The sequence below is a fragment of the Paenibacillus sp. 8b26 genome (assembly GCF_050626875.1).
GTDB lineage: Bacteria > Bacillota > Bacilli > Paenibacillales > Paenibacillaceae > Paenibacillus.
In genome coordinates this window covers 2028653-2050750 of the sequence record NZ_CP192445.1, presented here as the reverse complement: position 1 = coordinate 2050750, position 22098 = coordinate 2028653, and the positions used below count along the sequence as shown (strand labels likewise).

Below are 22098 nucleotides of genomic sequence, written 5' to 3'. Positions count from 1 at the left end.
GCCATATTGCAGGGAGGGACACGAGTATGAGCAAGAAGATCAAATGGGGAATTGTCGGCACGGGATGGATTGCAGATCAATTCGCCGCGGATTTGGCGCATGTTACGAACGGGGAAGGGTACGCTGTTGGATCACGCACTATTGAAAGCGCTACCGAATTTGCAGCCAAGCATCAAATTGCACGCGCTTATGGAAGCTACGAGGAACTGGCTCAAGATCCTGAAGTAGATGCTATATACGTAGGCACTCCTCATCCTTTTCATAAAGAAAATGTTCTGACGGCTCTTCGGGCGGGTAAAGCCGTTCTGTGTGAGAAGCCTTTCACCGTGAATAGTGGGGAACTGGAGGAACTGATCGGCTTTGCACGTGAACATAAGCTATTCCTGATGGAAGCGATGTGGACACGCTTTTTGCCTGCGATTCGCCAAGTACGGGAGTGGATACATGCGGGACGAATTGGTGAGGTGAAGCTGGTTAAAGCGGAGTTTGGTTTTCGCGTAGATTGGAATCCCGAGGGACGGCTACTGAACCCCGATTTGGGCGGAGGTGCTTTATTAGATACGGGAATTTATCCGGTTTCTTTTGCTTCGATGGTGTTTGGTCCTGAACCCAAGCATGTATGGAGTACCGCTCATATCGGGGAAACGGGCGTTGACGAGACGTTCTCCATCCTGCTGGATTACGGAAACGGGCGCACGGCTATGCTTAACGGGGCAGTTCGTCTCGGACTGACGAATGAGGCTTATATCCATGGCACAAAGGGATATATCCGCATTCCATCTTTCCTGAATAGCACGTCGGCTACTTTACATGTGGACGGTGAAGATGCACAAACCTTTCAGGATGACAGTGCTTCCACAGGGTATGCCTTTGAAGCAGAAGAAGTGGGGCGCTGCCTGAATGAAGGCTTATTCGAAAGTTCCACGATATCTTTGGATGAATCACTGGGCATTATGAAGCTGATGGATCAGATTCGCGCACAGTGGGGGCTTCGGTATCCTTTTGAGTAATTGAATTATGAATTGAATAAAGAATAAACCACTTAAAGTCCAGAGAGCTTTTGAAGCTATTTGGACTTTTTTGTGTACACCGTTTGGAATTAATGCAATCCCCATAAATTGGCTCAATCCCAACTTTGGTCGCAGATTAAAAATGTTCATATGAGCACTGGAATGAGTGGGTCATATGAATCATTTTTTGTGATTTGAATTAGTTAAAAAATAGTCATATAAAAGTGACAAAAATGTAATTATATCGTCAGTTAACGGAATTGATAACGCTCTCTTTCTATGAAAATAAATGATGGTCCTAGGGAGTGGTTTCCAGAATTTTTCAATGAAATTTTCAGAGATGTACGGTAGGGTGTTGTACATGTCACTTGAGCCAGTGCGGCTTTTGCTGACTTGCTTGCTTATCCTGTGGCTTTTGATTCTTGTCGGAGCTCACAGGATCAAGAGCCTTTGCAAGCCTATGAGAGTTGAATTGGCATTCATCTCATGACCTAACATCAAGGAGGAATTACAAACGTGAAAGTGAAATCAACATGGTTGTTTCGTATGATGATGATGACCGTCATTGCGGCTGTTGTGATCGGACCGATGAATATTGCAGGAGCGGCAGGAAGCCGGACAGACCGGCCCTGGATGAATACGTCCCTTTCGGCTGAAGAACGAACGATGCTGTTGTTGAAGGAAATGACGCTAGAAGAAAAAATAGATTTGGTGACTGGCAAGGTCAACAATTATTATGGATTCTACAATGATCCGATTGAGCGTTTGGGTATCCCGGCGTTAACGATGGCAGACGGCCCTGCGGGTGTGCGTATCGCCAATCCGGAGGTACAGGACAAGCAATCGACTGCGCTGCCTGCTCCAATTGCGTTGGCTGCAACGTGGGATACTCAAGCTGCCAAACAGTATGGTGATCTGATCGGAGACGAGGCTTTTAATACAACTCATAATGTGATGCTTGGACCGGGAATGGATATTGCCCGCATTCCATGGGGATCGCGGAACTTTGAATCTATGGGTGAGGACCCGCTGCTGCAATCGCAAATGGCGACCGCTTATGTCAAAGGTGTACAAAGCCATCCTGTGTTGGCCACAGCCAAGCATTATCTTATGAATAATCAGGAAACGGAGCGCTTCACGACGAACGTCAAGGTCAGTGACCGTGCGTTGCATGAAATTTACATGCGCCCGTTTCAGGAAGCTATCGCCAAGGCTGATTTGGGAGGGGCCATGTGCTCCTTTAACAAGGTCAACGGCGAGTCTGCTTGTGAGAACAAAACGCTTTTGACGGACATCTTGAAGAAGGAGCTGCAATTCAAAGGCTTTGTGATGAGTGATTACGGTGCGAACCTGAGTACAGTCGAATCAGCAAATAGCGGATTGGATTTGGAAACACCGGGGACACCTTTTGGCAAATGGGGAGATCAACTGCTGACTGCTGTCAAGAACGGCAAGGTAAGTGAGAAAACAGTTGATGATAAGGCTGGGCGTATTCTGGTGCAAATGTTCAGTAAAGGGTTGTTTGATCATCCGGTTAAAAATAAGCAGATTGATGCCCGTGACCATGGCAAGACAGCCCGCCAATTGGCTGAGGAGAGCATGGTGCTGCTGCAAAATAAAAATAATACTTTGCCAATTTCCAAGGATAAGCTCAAATCCATTGCTGTTATCGGTCCCGATGCAGATAATGGCACTGTAGCAGGCGGAGGCAGTTCGTTGGTGAACCCAACGTATACTGTAAGTCCGTTAGAGGGAATCCGCAATCGTGTCGGCAAAGGGGTTACCGTCCAATATGCACCGGGTACGGACCCGATTTCTGCGGGAGACATTATGCCGGGCCCATCGGCTGTACCCTCCTCATTGCTGACCACATCCGACAAAAAAGAGGATATCAGCGTTGGGTATGCCACTTATGGAGATGACGAGCAGGGACTGCGGGGCGAATACTGGAAGAACAACAAAATGGAGGGCAGTCCGGTTCTTGTGCGTAATGATGGTCAGGTCAACATGAATCTTGGATTTTATAATTATCAGGGCCTTAATGCGAAGTCCCCTAAAATTCCGAATACGCCCACGACACTGAACGGCTTGATATCGGCGCGCTGGACAGGCGCAATTGCAGCACCCAAGGATGGCGACTATGCGTTGTCCTTAACCAGTTTGGGATCAAGCAAGCTATATCTCGATGACAAGCTATTTGTGGATAATCAGGGCACGAAGCTGGGTACCACGAAGAAAAACATCTCGCTCAAAGCAGGTGAAAAGCACAAGGTGCGGATCGAATACCGTGCCGATTATCCGGTAACCGGCCGTGATTCCGGCGGTATGGTTCGTTTGGGCTGGGAGCCTCCGGCAGATACGTCAGACAAGCTGATTGACAATGCGGTGAAGCTGGCGAAAAAGTCGGATGTTGCGATTATCGTCACACGTACTTATGAGAGCGAAGGTTATGTTGAGCGTTCCGATATGGAACTGCCGAACAATCAGGATCGGCTGATCCGTGCGGTTGCCGCAGCGAACCCGAAAACCATTGTTGTGCAAATGAGCGGCAGAGCTGTACAAATGGACACTTGGCAGAATAAAGTTCCCGCTATCGTACAAGCATGGTTTGCTGGTCAAGAGCAGGGGAATGCCATAGCACGCGTTCTGTTCGGGGATGTGAATCCTTCCGGCAAGCTGCCCGTAACCTTCCCGGTTAACGAGCAGTCCACGCCGGTATCCTCACCGGAAAAATTCCCGGGTGTGAACGGAATAGGTGACTATTCGGATGGCATTTTTGTAGGCTACCGGGGATATGAGAAATCGGGAATTCAACCCGCATTTTCCTTCGGATACGGCTTATCCTATACGACGTTTGGCTATAGCGATCTGAAAACAAAACAGCATACAAGCGGAAAGAAATCCAATCGTACGAATTCCGTCGAGGTCTCGCTGAAATTGAAAAATACCGGAAAAGTAGCTGGAGCAGAGGTTGTACAGGTGTACAGCGGTAAGCTTCCGACGAATGTAGAAACTCCATCGCGGCAATTGGCAGGCTGGTCCAAGGTCGAGCTGAAGCCGGGCCAAGAGAAAAATATCCGCGTGGAGCTGGACCCGAAAGCCTTCTCCTACTGGGACGAGAAATCCAAAACATGGGTTATGCCATCGGGTGAAGTACCCATTTATGCAGGTAGCTCCTCTCAGGATATCCGTCTGACAGGAAGTGTTACCATTCCGGCAGCATCTACAGGAAAGACAGCGAAGTAACCCTGTTACATTTGTTTTAAAATGGTTATATTCAAGAGAGGCGCGGGCATATGCACCGGCTCTCTTTTTGCGCTAGGTATGCAAGGGGGATTCCAAGTGAAAGCTGAAATAGAAGGAAGGCTGAGGACGATGAAGAAACCCCAAAAGCAACGACGTTCCAACATGTGGATGCTCGTAGCTGCAACTGCGATTTTGGTCTGTGCTATTCTGGTCAGTATTGCTATACGGAATAACCCTGAGCTGAAAGCAGAAAGTGACGTCAGCATGTGGCTGACGTCACCGGACCCGGCGAATCGCTTGACCCAGCAAGCTCCGATACATTGGAGTAACGATAATGCTAAAGGCAACACAGCGAACTCGAACGTACTGACGGTTGAGGTGAAGCCGGATATTCGTTACCAGACGATGGAGGGGTTCGGCGCAGCGGTATCCGGCTCGTCCGCTTATCTGATGATTCACGGCATGTCTCCAGATCAGCGTGACCAGTTACTCAACGATTTGTTTACCGCGAGCGGTATTCAATTGAGCTATATTCGCCACACCATCGGGGCATCCGATTATTCGGTGGATGAACAGGGACAGCCCAGCAGCTATACCTATGACGATGTGGCATCAGGCAAGGACTATGATCTGAACCACTTTTCCATTGCCAAGGATCGGGACGTGACGGATGTGCTAAAGCAGATCGTACGAAGAAATTCTGACCTTCGGATTATGGGAACCCCGTGGACTGCGCCGCCTTGGATGAAATATGGGGAGCAGACCTACAATGGCTGGTATTTGGACTATAACGATCCGCGCGTCTATTCCGCGTATGCTGACTATTTTGTACGTTATATTCGGGCTTATGCGAACGAAGGCATTCCGATTCAGGCGATTTCCATTCAAAATGAGCCGGAGTTCACCACGTCCAAGTATCCCAGCATGAGTATGGGGGCAGCCGAGCAGGCAAATTTTATTAAGCAATATCTGGGTCCTGCCTTAAGTCGGAACAAATTGTCTACCCAGATTATTGCTTTTGACCATAACTGGGATACCGGGAGTGACTATGCCCGCATGGTGATGGGAGATGAGCAAGCCCGAAGCTATACGCATGGCACGGCCTTTCACTGCTACAAAGGAGAGCCCACAGCGATGACAGACGTGCATAATGCCTTTCCGAATAAGGCCGTTTACATGACAGAATGCAGCGGGGGGCAGTGGAGTCCGGATTTTGGAGATAATTTGAGCTGGGATATGTCCAAGCTGATCATCGGCGCACCTCGCAACTGGTCGCAAAATGTCCTGTTCTGGAACGTGGCGCTTGATCCATCCGGCGGTCCGACAAATGGTGGCTGTACCAACTGTCGCGGTGTGGTTACCATTGATCCGTTGAGCGGTGCCATTACAAAAAATGTGGAATACTATGCGATTGGACATGCCAGCAAATTTGTTCGCCCGGGTGCGGTACGTATTGATTCCACGCAGTACAGCGGAAGTATTGAAACGGTCGCCTACCGTAACCCCGACGGTACCCTTATCCTGATTGCTGCTAATACGGGAGCGGACGAGCGGACTTTCAAGGTTCGGCAGGGAAGCAAAGTTTTTACCTGCAAGCTTCCTGCCAAATCGGCAGCTACCTATCAATGGAACTCTTCGGCTTCATAAAAAGGCCATTCTTCTGAATGCTTACAGTAGATTTAGAGCGCTTAGCCTATCCGGATGGGTGCTCTTTTTTGTGTGTTTCAAAGTTCAAGCCGCGAAAAGATAAAATTTTAGTGTTGTTCTGAAATGGTTCGGCCGACCATCACTCAATCGTTCAAAAAGTGAGTGCAGTCACACAAGTACATTGAAAAGCTTAACTATAATGTATATATATACGTCGTTTAAATTTCGCCCTTTTGGAATCAACGCTTCCAAGCATTCATGTATAAAGGAGAAGAATAGCCTCATGGAAATACAATTACAGTTGGACCCCTTGTCAGTTGAACGATTAGCAAGCGCACTTTTAGCACGACCGGGAGTATTTAAGTTGTTTTATGACACAGAGGGCTGTGGATGTAACGGCGTAATTGTCATCTTGGTGGTCACTGCGCCCGATGCTACCGATATAGTCATTCAGTCCGAGCCCTATTCTTTTTTTGTAGATCGGCAGCAGGAGCAGCAATTCGACAGTAGAATGAGGCTTGAGGCAGACCCTAATTATCCGTCGTTTAAATTGAGCAGCGATGCGGGCCTATTCAGCAGCAACATTAGAATTAAAGATGTGCGTGTAAAATCGTCTACTTGAAGAGTACTGGGTGGCTAGGGGAAGTATGTAATGTAAACGGAGACGACTATGGCGAGTACGAAATCCGTTTTTAATAAATTAGTAATAATACCCAAACATGGAGTGATTTTAATGGGAAAGAATAATCTTGCCCAATTTCAAAAATATCAGGAGAACAAATTTACCAAACGCATTATTCATAAAGAAGCATGAACACGAAACCAGTAGCGAATCCCAAAAGACGAACCTCATCCACCAAACATGGATCGAAGTTCGTCTTTTTGGACGTATTCACTTAGCTCTCCAAAGAACTAAGTTATGTAGTGGCCTCCTTGTAAGTGGTACAATAACCATTATGATCATTCGAGAAGGACGTTGAGATGATGAAAAACTTGCTCGTTTCGGGCTACCGCGCTCATGAATTGAATATTTTCAACCAAAAGTACGAAGGCATTCCATATATTAAAAAGGCGATCACAGGCAGGCTCATTCCCCTGATTGAAGAAGGACTGGAGTGGATTATTACCCCTGGTCAGTACGGGGTGGATCTGTGGGCCTGTGAAGTGGCAATTTCACTGAAGCAGCAATATCCTCACTTGAAATGCTCCATTATGGTGGCTTATCAAAATATGGAGGAAAAGTGGAAAGAGGATAAAAAGGAGTATTTTCAGCAGATCTGTAAGGGAGTTGACTATGTGGGAGTCGTCAGCCGCCAGCCTTATCAGGGAATATGGCAACTCAAGGCACGGGATGAACTGCTTTTCCGCAAAACCGATGGTTTATTGCTCGTTTATGACGAGGATGCCGGGGAGGGCAGCCCACGTTTTATGAAAGAGCTGGCATTAAAAAAACAACAGGCAGAAGGCTATCAATATATCAGCATTAGCTCTGAGGATATCCAAAGCATAGCGGATGAAGAACGACTATTCATGGACCTCTGATTTTTAAAACATTTACCCGGATTTTTGAACAAAAAGGGCGTGTTCGTCCCTTTACTTTTATGTAAGCGCTATCATAAAATTTAAACAACAATAATTTATCAGTCAGATAAAATAAATTTATTGAAAAAACAAATTATGAAAGGAGTTAAGGATTCAGATGAAAAAAAGATTTCGGTATACCGCGTTGCTCTGTCTCGGTGTCATTTTGTGTGGAACAGTCACCCCGATGGATAGCCAGGTCTCTGCTGCTTCTACGAGGCAAATGGAAAAGCTGAACCGGGGAGCTGTCGCGGTCAAGGTGCCGGAGGGTGTATTGGTGAGCTGGCGCTTGCTGGGCACAGAAGCGGATTCGGTCAGCTTCAATCTGTATAGAGGGACAAGCAAGGCCAATGATGCGCCGATTACGTCGAAAACCAACTTTCTGGACAAGGCAGGTACGACTTCCTCTTCGTACACGGTTCGTGCCGTGGTGAATGGAACAGAACAGGCTGCTTCTCCTGCGGTAAAGGTATGGAGCAACAACTATCTGGATGTTCCCATCCAGCAGCCTGCGGGTGGTACAACCCCGGATAATGTCAGCTACACGTACAATGCCAATGACGCCAGTGTAGGTGACCTGGATGGGGATGGCGAGTATGAGATTGTGTTAAAATGGGACCCTTCCAATGCCAAGGACAATTCACAATCCGGCTACACGGGAAATGTATTTTTGGACGGCTACAAGCTGGATGGAACACGCAAATGGCGAATCGACCTGGGCCGGAACATTCGGGCTGGAGCGCACTACACGCAATTTCTCGTCTATGATTTTGACGGAGACGGCAAAGCAGAAATCGTATGCAAAACAGCAGACGGCACTAAAGATGGCACAGGGGTGACCATTGGCAACGCCTCGGTTGATTATCGCAACACCAGTGGTTATATTTTGGACGGGCCTGAATTTTTGACCGTGTTCTCGGGCGATACGGGCAAAGCACTTAGCACGATTGACTATGTGCCGCCACGGGGAACAGTATCTAGCTGGGGAGATAATTATGGCAACCGGGTGGATCGTTTTCTCGCCGGGGTTGCTTATCTGGATGGCGTGCGGCCCAGCATTGTGATGGCACGGGGTTATTACACCCGGACGGTTCTGGTCGCGTACGATTGGCGTAATGGTAACTTGAATCGACGCTGGACCTTTGATAGCAATAGCTCCACCAATGCCGGAACCGCTGGACAGGGCAACCATAGCTTGAGTGTGGTGGATGTGGATGGAGACGATAAGGATGAGATCGTGTACGGCTCGCTGGTGGTGGACGATAACGGGACCAAGCTAACTAATACGGGCATGGGACACGGTGATGCGCTTCATGTTGGGGATCTGGACCCGGATCGTTCAGGCTATGAAGTGTTTAAGGTAAACGAGGACAAAAACGCGACCTACGGCGCTGCCATGTATGACCCACGTAATGGAAACATTTTATGGGGCGTAAATACAGGCAAGGATACCGGAAGAGGTATGTCGGCAGACATTGACCCGCGTACCAAGGGCAACGAACAATGGGCACCGGGCATCGGCGTACGTTCTGCCAAAGGAGAGCTTATTACGAATACGCTACCGTCTTCCATTAATTTTGGAATCTGGTGGGATGGCGATTTGCTGCGTGAGCTGCTGGACCATACCTCGTCGAGTGCTGGCAAAATTGACAAGTGGAACTATACCAACTCAACCACTTCCAATTTGCTTACGGCGACGGGCACCAGCTCCAATAACGGAACGAAAGGAACTCCGTCCTTGCAGGCCGATCTGTTCGGAGACTGGCGCGAGGAAGTGATTTGGCGCAAAAGCGACAATTCGGCGCTGCGTATCTACACAACACCATATGAGTCAGAGTATCGTTTTTATACACTTATGCATGATCCGTTGTATCGCCTGAGTGTAGCGTGGCAGAACGTGGCCTATAACCAGCCTCCACACACTGGGTTTTATCTGGGAGAAGAGATGTCCAAGCCCGCGCAGCCGAATATATACACCCCTTGATTTGCAGGTCAATTTGCAGGTCGAAATGAAACGCGAATGAACAAAAACGGAAAGGGTTCCGGGTTGATCGGAGCTCTTTTTGTCATGCCAACAAAGAAGACAACGTATGATTTTCATAAAAATGGGAACATTAGTTCTTATCAGTGAAATCTACGCATGAAAAAGGAGGCGGGATATGTGACTTCTCTAACGACGGAAGGTATGATTGCGCTCGTAACCAATGTCGGATTCCCTGCTGCATTAAGTCTGATTCTGTTAAAATATATCCTTGTCACCCTTAGCCGCAGATTGGAGCAGCTTGACCGGTCTGTTAAGCAACTGTCACAATCCCTGGAAGAGGTGGAGGCAAAGCGAGTGAAGCAGTCAGAAGAAACGCACCCGGCAAATACGGACAAACTTCGTGTAGAATGAACAAATAAAGCCAAATAGAAACAATTTAGCAACCCAATTGTGGTGCGGGATTCTTATAATAGAAACGTGTGCAGTTTATGCAGGTATATGATTATGGAGGTGCATCGAATGATGAAAACAGGTATGAAAATAAATACGAAGCTATCCGCGCTGTGCATCGCAGCTACGCTTATGAGCGTAGCACAGGCCGCAGCCGCCGCGCCCGCCGTGACCGCTCCAGCGGAAGCGACGCAACCGGGCATTGCCAGTCCGGCAGCATCCGCCCCAGCCAAGGTGCCAGCACCAGCAGCATCTGCGTCTGTTACGACGCCAGCCCCGGCACAAGCGCCGTCGGTTCCAGCAGCATCGGCCCCGGCCACAGTTGCGGATTCCGCCAAAGCCGCTACACCAGCAGCTCCGTCTGCACCAGCACCGCGTCCATCCGCGTCGGTAGCGCCAGCGGCTGCTCCGTCCGCACCGTCGACTGCGAAGCCGTCCAAGCCACAGCCGCCGTCCACTTCGGGGCCAGCAGCAGCTGCCGCTACCAGCGTGAAACCAACGCAGCTGGACAAGTTGAATCACGAGAGCGCCATTCCGCTCGTGCTGGAGGCGCAGTCACGTTATCTGTACGCGATCAGCGGTGGCAGCACGGTGGGCGAATCGTTCCAGTGGAACGGCAAAAGCTACCGCTACCTGTCCGAGGACATCGGCACAAAGACCAAGCTGACCAGCTATCTGACGCAGGCCTACACCAAGCAGGCCAGTGAGCAATTTGTTGGGAAATTTTTCGTTGAAATTAACGGAAAACTGGCTCAGCTGGACGCAGATGGTGGTAACCTGCTGGAGTTCAACCGGGCTACAGCGAAAATGGTGACTATGACCCCGGTTAAGCGCAGCTATCTGCTGACCGTGCCTTATCCGGCAGGAACCAAGCAGGCGAACGAGAAAATCACCGTAAATTTTGAAAAGGTCGGCAGCTACTGGAAAATCAGCTCCGCACCGCATATCATTTTCTAAATTAAGATTTTGCAACATGCTTCATATGGGGTAAAGTGAAGTTAAGACTTGTTTCGTAAGTCCCAATTCAAGGCAGGGGAGTGCTGCGCAATGATGACACCCATCAAGGTAAAAGACGTTAAGGATATTGAAAAAATCAATCAAATCGTTTCGAATTATACCTATGACATTTGGATCCATGGCAAAAGCGGCATGGCAGATGCCAAATCCATTTTGGGCATGTATGTGCTAAAGCTGGATGAACCGCTGACTCTGGTGGTGCCCGACACCGTCAATCCCAAAAAACTGTTCAAGGAGCTGGAGGAATTTATTCATTTTCCTGCTCAAGAAGGATAACAGACAAGTAAACACCTGTAGACGCTGCATACTCTAAATTAAAAATGTTCTAATTCAAAATAACGCAAAGAAGCCGTGGAATACTTAAATCCCACGGCTTCTTTTTTTAATGCTCCTCCTCGTCCAAAAACGGGAGATTCACCGAATAGTACATGACTCCCATCAGCAGCACACCGCCAACCAGATTCCCGAGCGTAACCGGAACGAGATTATGGATCACACCAGCGACAGAGACTGTACCCGGATGGTCCAGTACGAGGGCAATGGCGAAAGTACACATATTAGCCACGCTATGCTCATATCCCGAAATGAAAAAGCAGAACACGAACAGCATCATGGCAAACATTTTGGCGCCATTTTCCTTCATGAACATGGGCACGAAGAAGGCAAGGCAGACCAGCCAGTTACATAAAATAGCCCGGAAGAACAGCTGCATTGCAGGCGCTTCCATTTTATGCTCCACTACGTTCAGTAGAAAGCTGTTCACGCTGGAGGAGTCAAACAGCCCGGTTAAGTAAATAAGGAGCGCGAATACCCCCGCACCCAGCAAATTACCGCCATAGCTGGCAGCCCACAGCCGAAGCACCTGTCCCCAGCGCAGCTTTTTACGGAGCGCAGCATAGGTGTAATAAAAGGTGTTGCCTGTAAACAAATCCCCGCCGCCGTATGCGATCAGAATGATAGCCGCCCCGAACGTTAGCGCCGCCATGGGATAAGTGAATGGAGAATGCTCCATGTAAAAAAAGTTGCCCGTCTTGAACGCTACAATAACACCGAACCCGATGAACATACTCGCCAGCATGGAACGCGCCAAATACCGGAGCAGGCTTTGTTTGTAAATTTTGTACTTCTTCATGGCTAGCTGTTCGACATTGCGTAAGCCCTCCGTCTCCATTTCCAACGACAACCTCCTATTTTCACAGATGTAAGTCTTTAAACAGACCTTATTTTTCCCTAAACATTGCCCAGTCAGTCAGCAATCCTGTTAGCTTATAACAAACCAAGCTTTTGCAGCCCGTACAAAATGCCGTCTTCATCTGCGCGTTTTGTGACCATTTTAGCTGCGGCCTTGGCTTCATCACAACCGTTACCCATTGCGACACTGTTATGTACAGCCGTCAGCATTTCCACATCGTTCAAACCGTCGCCAAAAGCGTATTGATTTTCATCGGCAATGCCCAGTCTGGACGTAATTTCGCGGATGCCCTTTGCTTTGGAGCCAGCGTGAGGAACAACGTCCACAGAACTCGGATGCCAGCGTACAAAGTCAAAAGCTTTGAATACCGCTTCATAGAAGGGTTCTTCTTCTACCGTACACATCAACAGCGTCTGATAAATATCTCTTCCCTGGAAGTAAAGCGGATCGTATCCAACCGAAAGCTTGGCCTTGAACGTTTGAAGCGATTTTTCTACAAGTTCATCGTTAGGAATATTAGCCTTCATATTGGCATGATCCATATATACGATCGCATGATTATGTGTGAGGGCCAGATCAGTCATGGATTGCAAAGCTTCTCTGTTCAGCGGATTTGTAGCAACCACTTCCCCACGAAGCACGACATATTGCCCATTAAAGCTGACATAAGAATCAATTTCAAGCTGCTCACGGATTTCCTTGAACATAAAAGGTGCGCGTCCTGTGGCAATAGCTACCTCATGGCCCTGCTCTTTCAAAGCAAAGACGGCCTTTTCAGCCGTTAGCGGCATTTTTTTGTCATCGTCCAGTAAAGTACCGTCGATATCGAAAAAGATAATTTTTTTGTCTGACATGTTCTTACACCTGACTTTCAATAATGTATTGTCGAAATGGACTCATATGGATTCATTATATCAAATGAACTGCTTCTGAATACACAAATACGTATAAATCCTCATGAATGTCCGACTTCTATAGCTTACAATATGAAATAAGGATTACTGTAAAATAGAATGCCTATCTCCTATTTTCATAGACGGGATGTGATCATCATGACGAAAATCCAAGTCACACCGGAGCAACTGGATAGCGTGGCCTCCCAATTTGCCAATGCACACGGAACACTGAATAACCAGTTAAACGGCCTGGATAACACAATGAACAATCTTCACAGCCAGTGGGACGGTATGGAGAGAAATCGTTTTTATAACGACTATCGGACGGCTAAATATACGCTTTCTTCCGTGTTAAACAAGGTTCAATCCATTGAAATTGAGCTGAAAAGCATTGCTTCGAAGTTTAGAAGTACGGATGACAACCCGCGTGGCTTCTGGACTGCATTAGCGGCGGCTATGAGCGCTAGTGCAGCGTCGGCGGGCGGTGGAGAAGCCGGGAAACAAGCTGGAGATGCCTCCAAGCCTCCTAAAAACATAGATGACTGGGATCGGGCCGACGCCGATAAATACCATCAATATGAGAAATTACTGAAAGATGCCGAGGCGATTGGAGACAAGCAGGTTATGCAGAAAATCCACGACCAGATGAACGTCCTGCGGCTGCAATATGAGGACTCGGTGACCCGTACAGATTACAATACAGGAGAAACGTCCAAGATCACGTCTGATTCTCTCGTCGCCGTCACCGAGCTGACGGGTAAGGATGGCACAAAAACGGATATTTCCATAGATAAAAAAGGTAACGTCGTCAGCTACCAGCAAAATACCGACAAATACGATTACTGGGCCCAAGAGCATACCCAATCGGCCGGAGAGCACGCTCTGGGTAAAACGGCCCAGACCGTCACCGGGTATGGCATAGGTCTTATTTTGTCGCGTGGGACTAGCGTTGGTGGCGCAGGTTCGAGCATTAGTTCCGGCGCAGCCTCCGGCTGGGGAGAGCACGTCGTCGGCATCGGTGGCGGCATGATCAGTGACAAGGTGCTATTCTCCGTTCCCGATGAGGGCGAAACCCGCACCATGATCTACCGAACCAACAAAGAAACCGGACATATCGAAAACATGATCATCGTCACCAAGGGTGAGAATGAAATGGAGTACCGCTACTGGGAGGATTATAACTAGAAGCGGCCATGAGCTGGAAACGATCATACTCAATGCGAAGAGGAGTATCTATACAATCTACAGTCTTTTTTTCCGGAACAGGTGAGTGGCAGTTGGAAACTGCAAAACTCGCTAGCTGGAGAAGTCTGTAGATTTTTTTGTTTACCAAAATTTTCTGGAAACCGATATATTAAATAGAGATAGATAGAGGGTAGTCCAGTTCAGCAGGAACTAGGCATGTTAGATGTTTAAATCTAATTATAAAGAAGGCGCAGGGCTTCCGTTGAATTGGAAGGCTGCGCCTATTGTTTTTTGAATTAAATTTACTGAGCCTCCCCGTTCAAATAACGATAAAAGGGAGTATCCACCCAGAAGTGGTAGCTTTCCACCTCTACACCTGGCTTGATCTTACGTAAGCCATCGGTAATGGAGGAAGCCTTGTCCGTCAGCGAAAAGGACTGGGCATAATAGCGTCCTGCGCTGACCCGGTTGTTCGCAATCTCCGTGTAGGCTGAGCCGGGGGAGGACAGGGAGTAATAGAGCGGCTGCCACCAGGACTGAGCGATCAGGCCGGCTTGGTCTTTACTGTTCTTTTTGGCGTATTGGTTGATGATAGTGTCAAAACGGTTCTTCTGCCCGATCGTCGCAAATTCGAGGGCAAGGTCATACTCCTTGGAGTAGGCGATATAGTTACCGTTGTTGATTTGTACGACTTTATAGTTTTCGGTCTGGACAGGCTGTCCCCATTCTTTCAAGTATACAAAAGCCGAAGTTTTTGGTTCCAACTGTACTTTGGCTTGAATACCCTCGCTGCGAAGCAGCCCAATCAGTTGGATCGCGTGCTTGAGATCGCTGTGTCCATAAGTAAGGGACAGCTTCGGATCAAAATGGGCATCATAGCGGCTGTCCTTGATATTGTAGCCTGTGAACAGATTTTGCTGAAGTCCTGCGTCGAACAGGGCCTGCAGCTCCGGGGATTGGACGAGTATCTGTGTATCGTAGGCCTGATGGATTTTAGCAAAAATATCGTCATCCTGTACTTGACCGACGGTATTTTTGTATTCGCCGTGGAATGCCAGCACACGGCTTAGCACCTCGGCGGTGAATGACGCATCGGCTTGCTCGTCCGGCTGGAAGGAGGACAGCTCGCTTTGCGGCAGCAGTCCTGTATCTACAGCGACTGCCAGATCCTGCGAGGCCGCCAGACGGGTCTCAGCAGTTCCAGTCAATGTACGAATCCCCGATTTAGTCAGCACAGCCTGCGCCTTATCCTCAGAGTATGTAGCAGCCAACTCAGTCAATCCGGCGGCTTTTACAGCTATACGGATCGCGTCATTTTGTGACAGGGGAACGGACGGTTTTACGTCAGTGTTATCCAGTATACCTTCTGCATACAGTGCTGCCGCTTGGGCATACAACGGGTCATTTGAGTTTAAGCCTCTGAAGGCGGTGTTTTTGTCCTCAGAAGCTGTACTTGAGCTGTTCAGGCTCAGCACGGTGGTAAGGGCAGCGATATATTCCCCCTTTGTCGGGGTTGAGGATAGTTGGATGTTAAAACGGTCCTTTAGATAGGTGAGCTGGTTGTCCGAATCGGTAACAGTGCTTGAAGCGGAGCTGTTTACTTGCTGGACGACCGGGGCTGCCGCGGCATAGGAATCAATAGGATTGGAAAAGGCAGCGATGAATAGGGCGGCGGATAGGGGAACCATTTTCCAAGAGGATAGTCTTAGGCTGGCAAAAGGTGCGGTCATGTGAAATTTCCTCCTAAATAGGCTATACTATTTTATATTATTCCTAGCGAAATACTTATAATTTGATAGAATGATAGCTTGTTCCTCTCAAACTGTCAATCCATCTTAAATGTATTTAGCCACAATCCATATGATCATACACGCGAGGTATCTATGGACTTGCAATTAGGGTACCAAATGATAGATGATGGAAGAGGGCCTTTTAGCAGAAAATAGGGCTAAAGATAGAGAGGATACCGATAAAAAATAGATCGTATTTACCGTATTTTTGTATATTATTGTAGAAAAAGATCGTAATTCAGGTTATAGTAAAGGAAGAAATTAACTAGGATGCGTTTCACCCAAATACGATTTTGTGGAGGGCAACATGAGTACATTTAAAAATTGGCTGAATACAACTAAAAAGGGTCTTGGAGACCAGGTTAAGAAGTTTAAAAATAAAGATTTCATGGAAGCTGTTGTTGCGGGTTGTGCGCTGGTAGCCTTTGCTGACGGTACCATTAGTCCGGACGAGAAATCAAAAATGGCCGGATACATAAATCTCAGTGAGGAACTGAAAGTGTTTGATATGGGAGAGGTCATCAATCGCTTCAATCACTATGTAGCGAACTTTGAATTTTCGCCTGAAATCGGCAAACAGGAAGCACTCAAAGCGATTGGTAAATTGAAAGGCAAGCCTGAAGTGGGCCGACTCGTCGTTGGCGTATGTAGTGCCATTGGTGCTGCTGACGGTGACTTTGATGCAGATGAACAACGAATTGTCGCTGAAATTTGCGGCGCTTTGGGTTTGAATCCGTCTGAATTTAGTCTGTAAATTTTACGGAAGGGAGGTGTGTTAATCAGTGGCTGTAATTAATCTGGTTAAGGGCCAGAAAATTGATTTGACCAAAGGAAACGCAGGTCTAACCAAAGTTATTGCCGGATTGGGATGGGACCCGGTGCAGTCCAAAGGATTTTTTGGCATCAAGAAGCAACCGAATATTGATTGTGACGCTTCTGCCATTTTACTGGACGCAAACGGAAAACTGACTCAATCGGATAACGTAGTATGCTTCCACAATAAAAAAAGCCCATGCGGCTCTATCGTACATTCCGGTGATAATTTGACTGGACAAGGTGACGGTGATGATGAACAAATTGTGATTGACTTGGCACGTATTCCTGCCAGTGTCCACAAAGTGCTTGTTGTTGTAAATATATATGATTGCGTAAACCGGAAACAGGATTTTGGCATGATCGAGAAAGCGTATATCCGCATTCTGGACGGTGCTAATTCCAAGGAACTGGTGACGTTTAATTTATCTGATAATTATGAAGGGCTGACTGCATTGGTTTGTGGAGAACTCTATCGTCATAACGACGAATGGAAGTTTGCTGCCATCGGTGAAGGTACGAATGCCGCACATATTAATGTGCTGGCTCAGCGCTATATGTAATTTATTTTACGAATACCAAACTTAATTATGGAAAAGGGGTTCTTATCATGGCAATTAACTTATCCAAAGGTCAAAAGATTGATTTGACGAAAACAAATCCAGGCTTGTCCAAAATCACGGTTGGTTTAGGTTGGGACACGAACAAATACGACGGCGGTAAGGATTTTGACTTGGACGTATCCGTATTTTTGGCTAATGCAGAAGGTAAAGTAGAATCGGATAAGAACTTCGTCTTTTTCAATAACCCACAAAATGAGAACGGCTCTGTTGTTCATACCGGTGATAACCGTACGGGTGATGGTGACGGAGATGACGAGCAAATTAAAATTGATTTGGGTAGCGTGCCAGCTAACGTAGAAAAGATCGCTTTTACGATTACAATCTATGAAGCACAAGAACGCAGCCAAAACTTTGGACAAGTGTCCCGTGCTTATGCTCGTATCGTAAATGAAGCGAACAATGAGGAATTGATCCGCTTTGATCTGGGAGAAGATTTCTCGATCGAAACGGGCGTTGTTGTAGGCGAATTGTATCGTCATAGTGGTGAGTGGAAGTTCAATGCCATTGGTAGTGGCTACCAGGATGGTCTTGCAGGGTTGACTCGCGATTACGGTTTGGCGTAACTAAAATCTACACAAAGAAAGCAGGTATACAGTATGACCATTAGTCTTTCCAAAGGACAACGTATTGATCTGACCAAAACCAATCCCGGCTTGACTCGTGTTGTCGTAGGTCTTGGATGGGATACGAATAAATACAGCGGTGGCGCGGACTTTGACCTGGATGCTTCGGCTTTCCTGCTTTATGAAGATGGCAAAGCCAAAGCTGCTGATGATTTTGTATTTTACAATAATCCAACAGGCGGAGCAGGATCTGTGACCCATACAGGCGATAACCGCACAGGTGAGGGCGATGGGGATGACGAGCAAATCATCGTTGATTTTTCGAAGATTCCTGCGAACATCCACCGTATCGGGATCACGGTTACCATTTATGATTACGAGGCACGCGCGCAAAACTTTGGTCAAGTGTCCAATGCTTTCGTACGTGTGGTAGACGCAGCGACGGATCGTGAAGTGCTGCGCTACGATTTGGGAGAGGATTTCTCCACCGAAACGGCCGTGGTATTCTGTGAATTTTACCGTCAGAATGCGGACTGGAAATTCCAGGCGATCGGTAGCGGCTTTGCTGGTGGATTGGGTGCGCTTGCTAAAAACTATGGCTTGGACGCTCAATAATATCCACTTGGGGTGGTGTCCATAGGGCGCTACCCTTTTTTTTAGCCATTGAATTGGCGTGCGCTGACACATGACAAACGGACAGAAAGGTGACACAATCATGGCTGTTATCGTAGTAAAGGGACAGAAGGCGGATTTGACGAAAACGAATCCGGGTCTGACCCAAGTCAACGTAGGGATCGGCTGGGAGTCCCCAGCGGCTCTGGAACTGGATACTTCGGCGTTTTTGTTAGGCTCTGGAGGAAAAGTGTCAAGTGATGAGGATTTGATCTTTTACAACAATCCGACCACGCCCTTCATCACTTATTCAGACGGACAACAGTCCGGTGACAAAAAGCAATTTGCACTTGATCTGACGCGGATTCCTGCCAATATCGAGAAGATTGCGTTCACACTGACGATTTATGATGCGGATCAGAAACGGCAAAATTTTGGACAGGTTCAAGGTGGGTTCATTCGTTTTGCTCATCCGGTTAGCGGAGAGGTTTTGCGGTTTAATTTGGACAGCGGATTTACAGTGGAAACGGCCATTGTCATAGGTGAGCTGTACCGTCATAACGGGGAATGGAAATTCAACGCAATTGGCGCTGGTTTTTCCGGTGGATTGGATGCGTTGTGCGTCAATTTCGGGATTGAAGTGGAAAATAATCCGGCTCCTCCGCCAGTGCCTGCACCACCTCCACCTCCTCAGCCAGCACCAACACCGCCGCCAGCATCTCCTGCTCCGAAGCCAGAGCCATCTGCAACACCGGTGAATCTGAATTTGCGCAAAATTGAACTGAAGAAGAAGGGCGACACCATCAATCTGAAAAAAGGCTCGGGTGGATTAGGAGAAATCCTGATCAATCTGAACTGGAATCAGGTGCAGCAGAGCAAGGGCTTTTTCAGTCGTGGCTCCAAGGGTGTCGATCTGGATCTGGGCTGCTTGTATGAGATGAAGGACGGGGACAAAGGTGTTGTTCAGGCGCTGGGTGAAGCTTTCGGCTCGCTGAATCGCTTCCCGTACATTGCTTTGGACGGCGACGACCGTACGGGATCTGTGAAAACAGGGGAAAATCTCCGCATCAACGGTGCTAAAATTTCTGAAATCAAGCGAATTTTGGTGTTTACCTTCATCTACGAAGGGGTTACGAACTGGTCGCAGGCAGACGGAGTGGTCACGTTGTACCAGAAGGACGGACCGGACATTGTCGTTCATCTGAATGAACATGACAACCGCAAGGGGATGTGTGCGATTGCCATGCTCCAAAACGTGAACGATGAGACGTTCAGCATTGAAAGACTCGTGCAGTTCTATGGCGGTCATCGTGAGTTGGATCGTGCACATAACTGGGGCATGCGCTGGTCGCAGGGTAGCAAATAAACTGAATTATCGGAGGCACTCTTTTCATGTTGAATGATTTATTTAAAAATATCAGCGAGAACTACGGCCATTTCTTCTCATGGAGCGATGTTGTAGCGACGCTTACTGATCCAGTGAGTTGGGGGATTATTGGAACTCTCATTTTGCTGGAAGGTCTTTTGTCGGCGGATAACGCCTTGGTTCTCGCAGTTATGGTTAAGCATTTACCGAAGGAGCAACAGAAGAGAGCCCTATTTTACGGGATTTTGGGTGCGTATATATTCAGGTTCCTCGCGATCGGCTTGGGTACATTTCTGATTAAGTTCACGCTGATTAAGGTACTGGGTGCGGCCTATCTTCTTTATATTGCTTATAAGGGCTTATTCAAGTCCGAAGCTGATGGAGAAGTGGAAAACAAACCTATTTCTTTCTGGAAAACCGTATTAATGGTCGAACTGATGGATATTGCCTTCAGTGTTGACAGCGTCATTGCCGCTTTTGGTGTGAGCGAGAAAGTATGGGTTCTGTTCCTGGGTGGTATTCTTGGTGTTCTGATGATGCGTGGTGTTGCTCAAGTGTTCCTCAAGCTCATTGATAAATTTCCGGAACTGGAACAGACAGCCTTTATTTTGATCGCCATTATTGGAGGTAAAATGCTGGCTGCTGCTTTTGGCTTTCATATGCCGCAACTCTTGTTCTTCGGCATTTTGATTGCCGTCTTTGTAGGCACAATGGTGATTAGCTCGGCGAAAAGAAAGAAAAAGGCCGACGAAGAGGCTTAATGTACAAAGTATAGCGAAATCCCTCCTGAACTTAAGGGGGGATTTCTTTTATACCCGAGGCACAGGGCTTCAGTCAGGCAAGAAAGAGCAAGAGGAGGAGAAGGCCCTGAAATATTTTAATGATTTGACCTCTGAGGAAGTAGAAGCGATCTTTTGTACGCAGCCGTCAGAATTTAATAACCGATCCCCCAAAAGTATATTGGCTTACGCGATAGGGGCGGCTTTGTACATGCCTGCGACCCGTTCGGAAGTAGCGGAAGAGATCAAGAATGGAAAACATGAAGGACTGACGACAGTCATGCTGGATTTGGAGGATGCCATAGGGGACCAACAGGTCGGGCATGCAGAACAGTCGCTGGCACAGCAGTTGCTTCAACTATTTTCGTATGTACAGACAGGCGCGATGAGTGAACAGAGTTTACCGCTGCTGTTTGTACGTGTGCGATCTGTGGAACAGCTCGAACGGCTACTGAACGGGTTGGGAGAATCTCTGTCGCTACTGACGGGCTTTGTTTTGCCCAAGTTTTCTTCTGACAATGGACGAGCATATTTTGAACTCATTGCCGGATATAACCGGGGGAAGGCTGAACAGAACATCCCCGTGTTGTACGGATTACCGATCCTCGAAAGCTCCAACATCATTTACCGGGAAACCCGCTGGAATGAGCTGCTGTCGATCAAAGAGATTTTGGACGAGTATCAGGAATATGTGCTGAATGTACGAATTGGGGCAACTGATTTTTCCAGCCTGTTTGGCTTGAGACGTAGCCCGGATATTACTATCTATGAAATTGCCGTCATTCGGGATTGCATCGCTGATATTATTAACTTGTTTGGACGCGTAGATTCGGATTATGTCATTTCCGGTCCTGTGTGGGAATATTTCTCTCATCGGGAACGTGTATTTAAGCCTCAATTAAGAGTGTCGCCCTTTGAGGATGCATTTGGTAAACAGGGACGCAATCTGCGGATGGACTTCATTTCAGATGCGGTGGACGGACTGATCCGTGAGGTCATGATGGACAAGGAAAATGGCATCATCGGCAAAACGATCATCCATCCTTCCCATATCAAGCCGGTACAGGCTATGTACGCGGTCACACATGAAGAGTATATGGATGCCCTCGCGATTGTAGAGCGTAATGATGGTAGTCTGGGTGTATTCAAAAGCACCTATGCCAACAAAATGAATGAAATTAAGCCGCATTTAAATTGGGCTCATCGTATTATAAACAGATCAAAAGTATACGGGGTGTTACATGAACAACAACATTTTGTCAGTCTCTTACCCAACCACGAAAACACATCTGCTACCTATCCTGGAGCAGTTCAGCGTTAAAATTACGGAAACACATAATCCAT

General features: G+C 47.6%; 20 protein-coding genes. 17 read left to right on the top strand and 3 right to left on the bottom strand.

All coding sequences use genetic code 11. From position 1 onward, the window contains the following. The first annotated feature begins 26 nt into the window (after window positions 1-26). The 9 genes from ACQ4MX_RS09215 to ACQ4MX_RS09175 all read left to right on the top strand — a co-directional run bounded on the left by ACQ4MX_RS09215 (window position 27) and on the right by ACQ4MX_RS09175 (window position 11211). On the top strand, window positions 27-1010 hold the full coding sequence (locus ACQ4MX_RS09215) for a Gfo/Idh/MocA family protein (protein ID WP_431090242.1): 984 nt from the start codon (window positions 27-29) through the stop codon (window positions 1008-1010). Between the two features lie 516 nt (window positions 1011-1526). Continuing rightward, complete coding sequence (locus ACQ4MX_RS09210; protein WP_431090241.1) at window positions 1527-4256, top strand: glycoside hydrolase family 3 C-terminal domain-containing protein; 2730 nt, start codon at window positions 1527-1529, stop codon at window positions 4254-4256. 129 nt (window positions 4257-4385) lie between these two features. Next, window positions 4386-5903 carry a glycoside hydrolase family 30 protein gene (locus ACQ4MX_RS09205; RefSeq protein ID WP_431090239.1) on the top strand — a complete coding sequence of 506 codons (1518 nt, stop codon included), beginning with the start codon at window positions 4386-4388 and terminating at the stop codon, window positions 5901-5903. A 283-nt stretch (window positions 5904-6186) separates the two neighbouring features. Further along, window positions 6187-6525: an iron-sulfur cluster biosynthesis family protein gene (locus ACQ4MX_RS09200; RefSeq protein WP_431090238.1), complete on the top strand. Its 339-nt coding sequence runs from the start codon at window positions 6187-6189 to the stop codon at window positions 6523-6525. Window positions 6526-6887: 362 nt separating this feature from the next. Continuing rightward, complete coding sequence (locus ACQ4MX_RS09195; RefSeq protein ID WP_431091289.1) at window positions 6888-7445, top strand: SLOG family protein; 558 nt, start codon at window positions 6888-6890, stop codon at window positions 7443-7445. 157 nt (window positions 7446-7602) lie between these two features. Further along, entirely contained in the window at window positions 7603-9468 is a 1866-nt protein-coding gene (locus ACQ4MX_RS09190) for a rhamnogalacturonan lyase (protein WP_431090237.1), read from the top strand. 177 nt (window positions 9469-9645) lie between these two features. Beyond that, window positions 9646-9879, top strand: a complete 234-nt coding sequence (locus ACQ4MX_RS09185) for a hypothetical protein (protein WP_431090236.1) — start codon at window positions 9646-9648, stop codon at window positions 9877-9879. 123 nt (window positions 9880-10002) lie between these two features. Continuing rightward, on the top strand, window positions 10003-10875 hold the full coding sequence (locus tag ACQ4MX_RS09180) for a DL-endopeptidase inhibitor IseA family protein (protein ID WP_431091288.1): 873 nt from the start codon (window positions 10003-10005) through the stop codon (window positions 10873-10875). 90 nt (window positions 10876-10965) lie between these two features. After that, complete coding sequence (locus ACQ4MX_RS09175) at window positions 10966-11211, top strand: HPr family phosphocarrier protein (protein ID WP_014279995.1); 246 nt, start codon at window positions 10966-10968, stop codon at window positions 11209-11211. A 106-nt stretch (window positions 11212-11317) separates the two neighbouring features. Here the strand turns inward: ACQ4MX_RS09175 and ACQ4MX_RS09170 are convergent, their stop codons facing one another. After that, on the bottom strand, window positions 11318-12106 hold the full coding sequence (locus ACQ4MX_RS09170) for a formate/nitrite transporter family protein (RefSeq protein WP_013308962.1): 789 nt from the start codon (window positions 12104-12106) through the stop codon (window positions 11318-11320). A 95-nt stretch (window positions 12107-12201) separates the two neighbouring features. Further along, window positions 12202-12981, bottom strand: a complete 780-nt coding sequence (locus ACQ4MX_RS09165) for a Cof-type HAD-IIB family hydrolase (RefSeq protein WP_431090234.1) — start codon at window positions 12979-12981, stop codon at window positions 12202-12204. A 198-nt stretch (window positions 12982-13179) separates the two neighbouring features. Between ACQ4MX_RS09165 and ACQ4MX_RS09160 the strand changes: the two genes are divergently transcribed. Continuing rightward, complete coding sequence (locus ACQ4MX_RS09160; protein WP_431090233.1) at window positions 13180-14208, top strand: WXG100 family type VII secretion target; 1029 nt, start codon at window positions 13180-13182, stop codon at window positions 14206-14208. Between the two features lie 302 nt (window positions 14209-14510). On the opposite strand, the gene ACQ4MX_RS09155 is transcribed toward ACQ4MX_RS09160, so the two are convergent. Continuing rightward, a complete protein-coding gene (locus ACQ4MX_RS09155) occupies window positions 14511-15938 on the bottom strand; it encodes a hypothetical protein (protein ID WP_431090232.1) in 1428 nt (475 codons plus the stop codon). A gap of 367 nt (window positions 15939-16305) precedes the next feature. Here ACQ4MX_RS09155 and ACQ4MX_RS09150 point away from each other — a divergent pair, with 367 nt between their 5' ends. The 7 genes from ACQ4MX_RS09150 to ACQ4MX_RS09120 all read left to right on the top strand — a co-directional run bounded on the left by ACQ4MX_RS09150 (window position 16306) and on the right by ACQ4MX_RS09120 (window position 22075). Then, window positions 16306-16752 carry a tellurite resistance TerB family protein gene (locus ACQ4MX_RS09150; RefSeq protein WP_044646589.1) on the top strand — a complete coding sequence of 149 codons (447 nt, stop codon included), beginning with the start codon at window positions 16306-16308 and terminating at the stop codon, window positions 16750-16752. Window positions 16753-16780: 28 nt separating this feature from the next. Further along, a complete protein-coding gene (locus ACQ4MX_RS09145) occupies window positions 16781-17374 on the top strand; it encodes a TerD family protein (RefSeq protein WP_431090231.1) in 594 nt (197 codons plus the stop codon). Between the two features lie 47 nt (window positions 17375-17421). Further along, window positions 17422-17997, top strand: coding sequence for a TerD family protein (locus tag ACQ4MX_RS09140; RefSeq protein WP_044646587.1), 576 nt, complete (start codon window positions 17422-17424; stop codon window positions 17995-17997). Between the two features lie 33 nt (window positions 17998-18030). After that, entirely contained in the window at window positions 18031-18612 is a 582-nt protein-coding gene (locus ACQ4MX_RS09135) for a TerD family protein (protein ID WP_023987194.1), read from the top strand. Between the two features lie 100 nt (window positions 18613-18712). Then, window positions 18713-19975 (top strand): TerD family protein, encoded by a 1263-nt coding sequence (locus tag ACQ4MX_RS09130; RefSeq protein WP_431090230.1) that lies wholly within the window; start codon window positions 18713-18715, stop codon window positions 19973-19975. 26 nt (window positions 19976-20001) lie between these two features. After that, window positions 20002-20736: a TerC family protein gene (locus ACQ4MX_RS09125; RefSeq protein WP_431090229.1), complete on the top strand. Its 735-nt coding sequence runs from the start codon at window positions 20002-20004 to the stop codon at window positions 20734-20736. A 124-nt stretch (window positions 20737-20860) separates the two neighbouring features. Further along, on the top strand, window positions 20861-22075 hold the full coding sequence (locus ACQ4MX_RS09120; RefSeq protein ID WP_431090228.1) for an HpcH/HpaI aldolase/citrate lyase family protein: 1215 nt from the start codon (window positions 20861-20863) through the stop codon (window positions 22073-22075). Window positions 22076-22098: the final 23 nt, after the last annotated feature.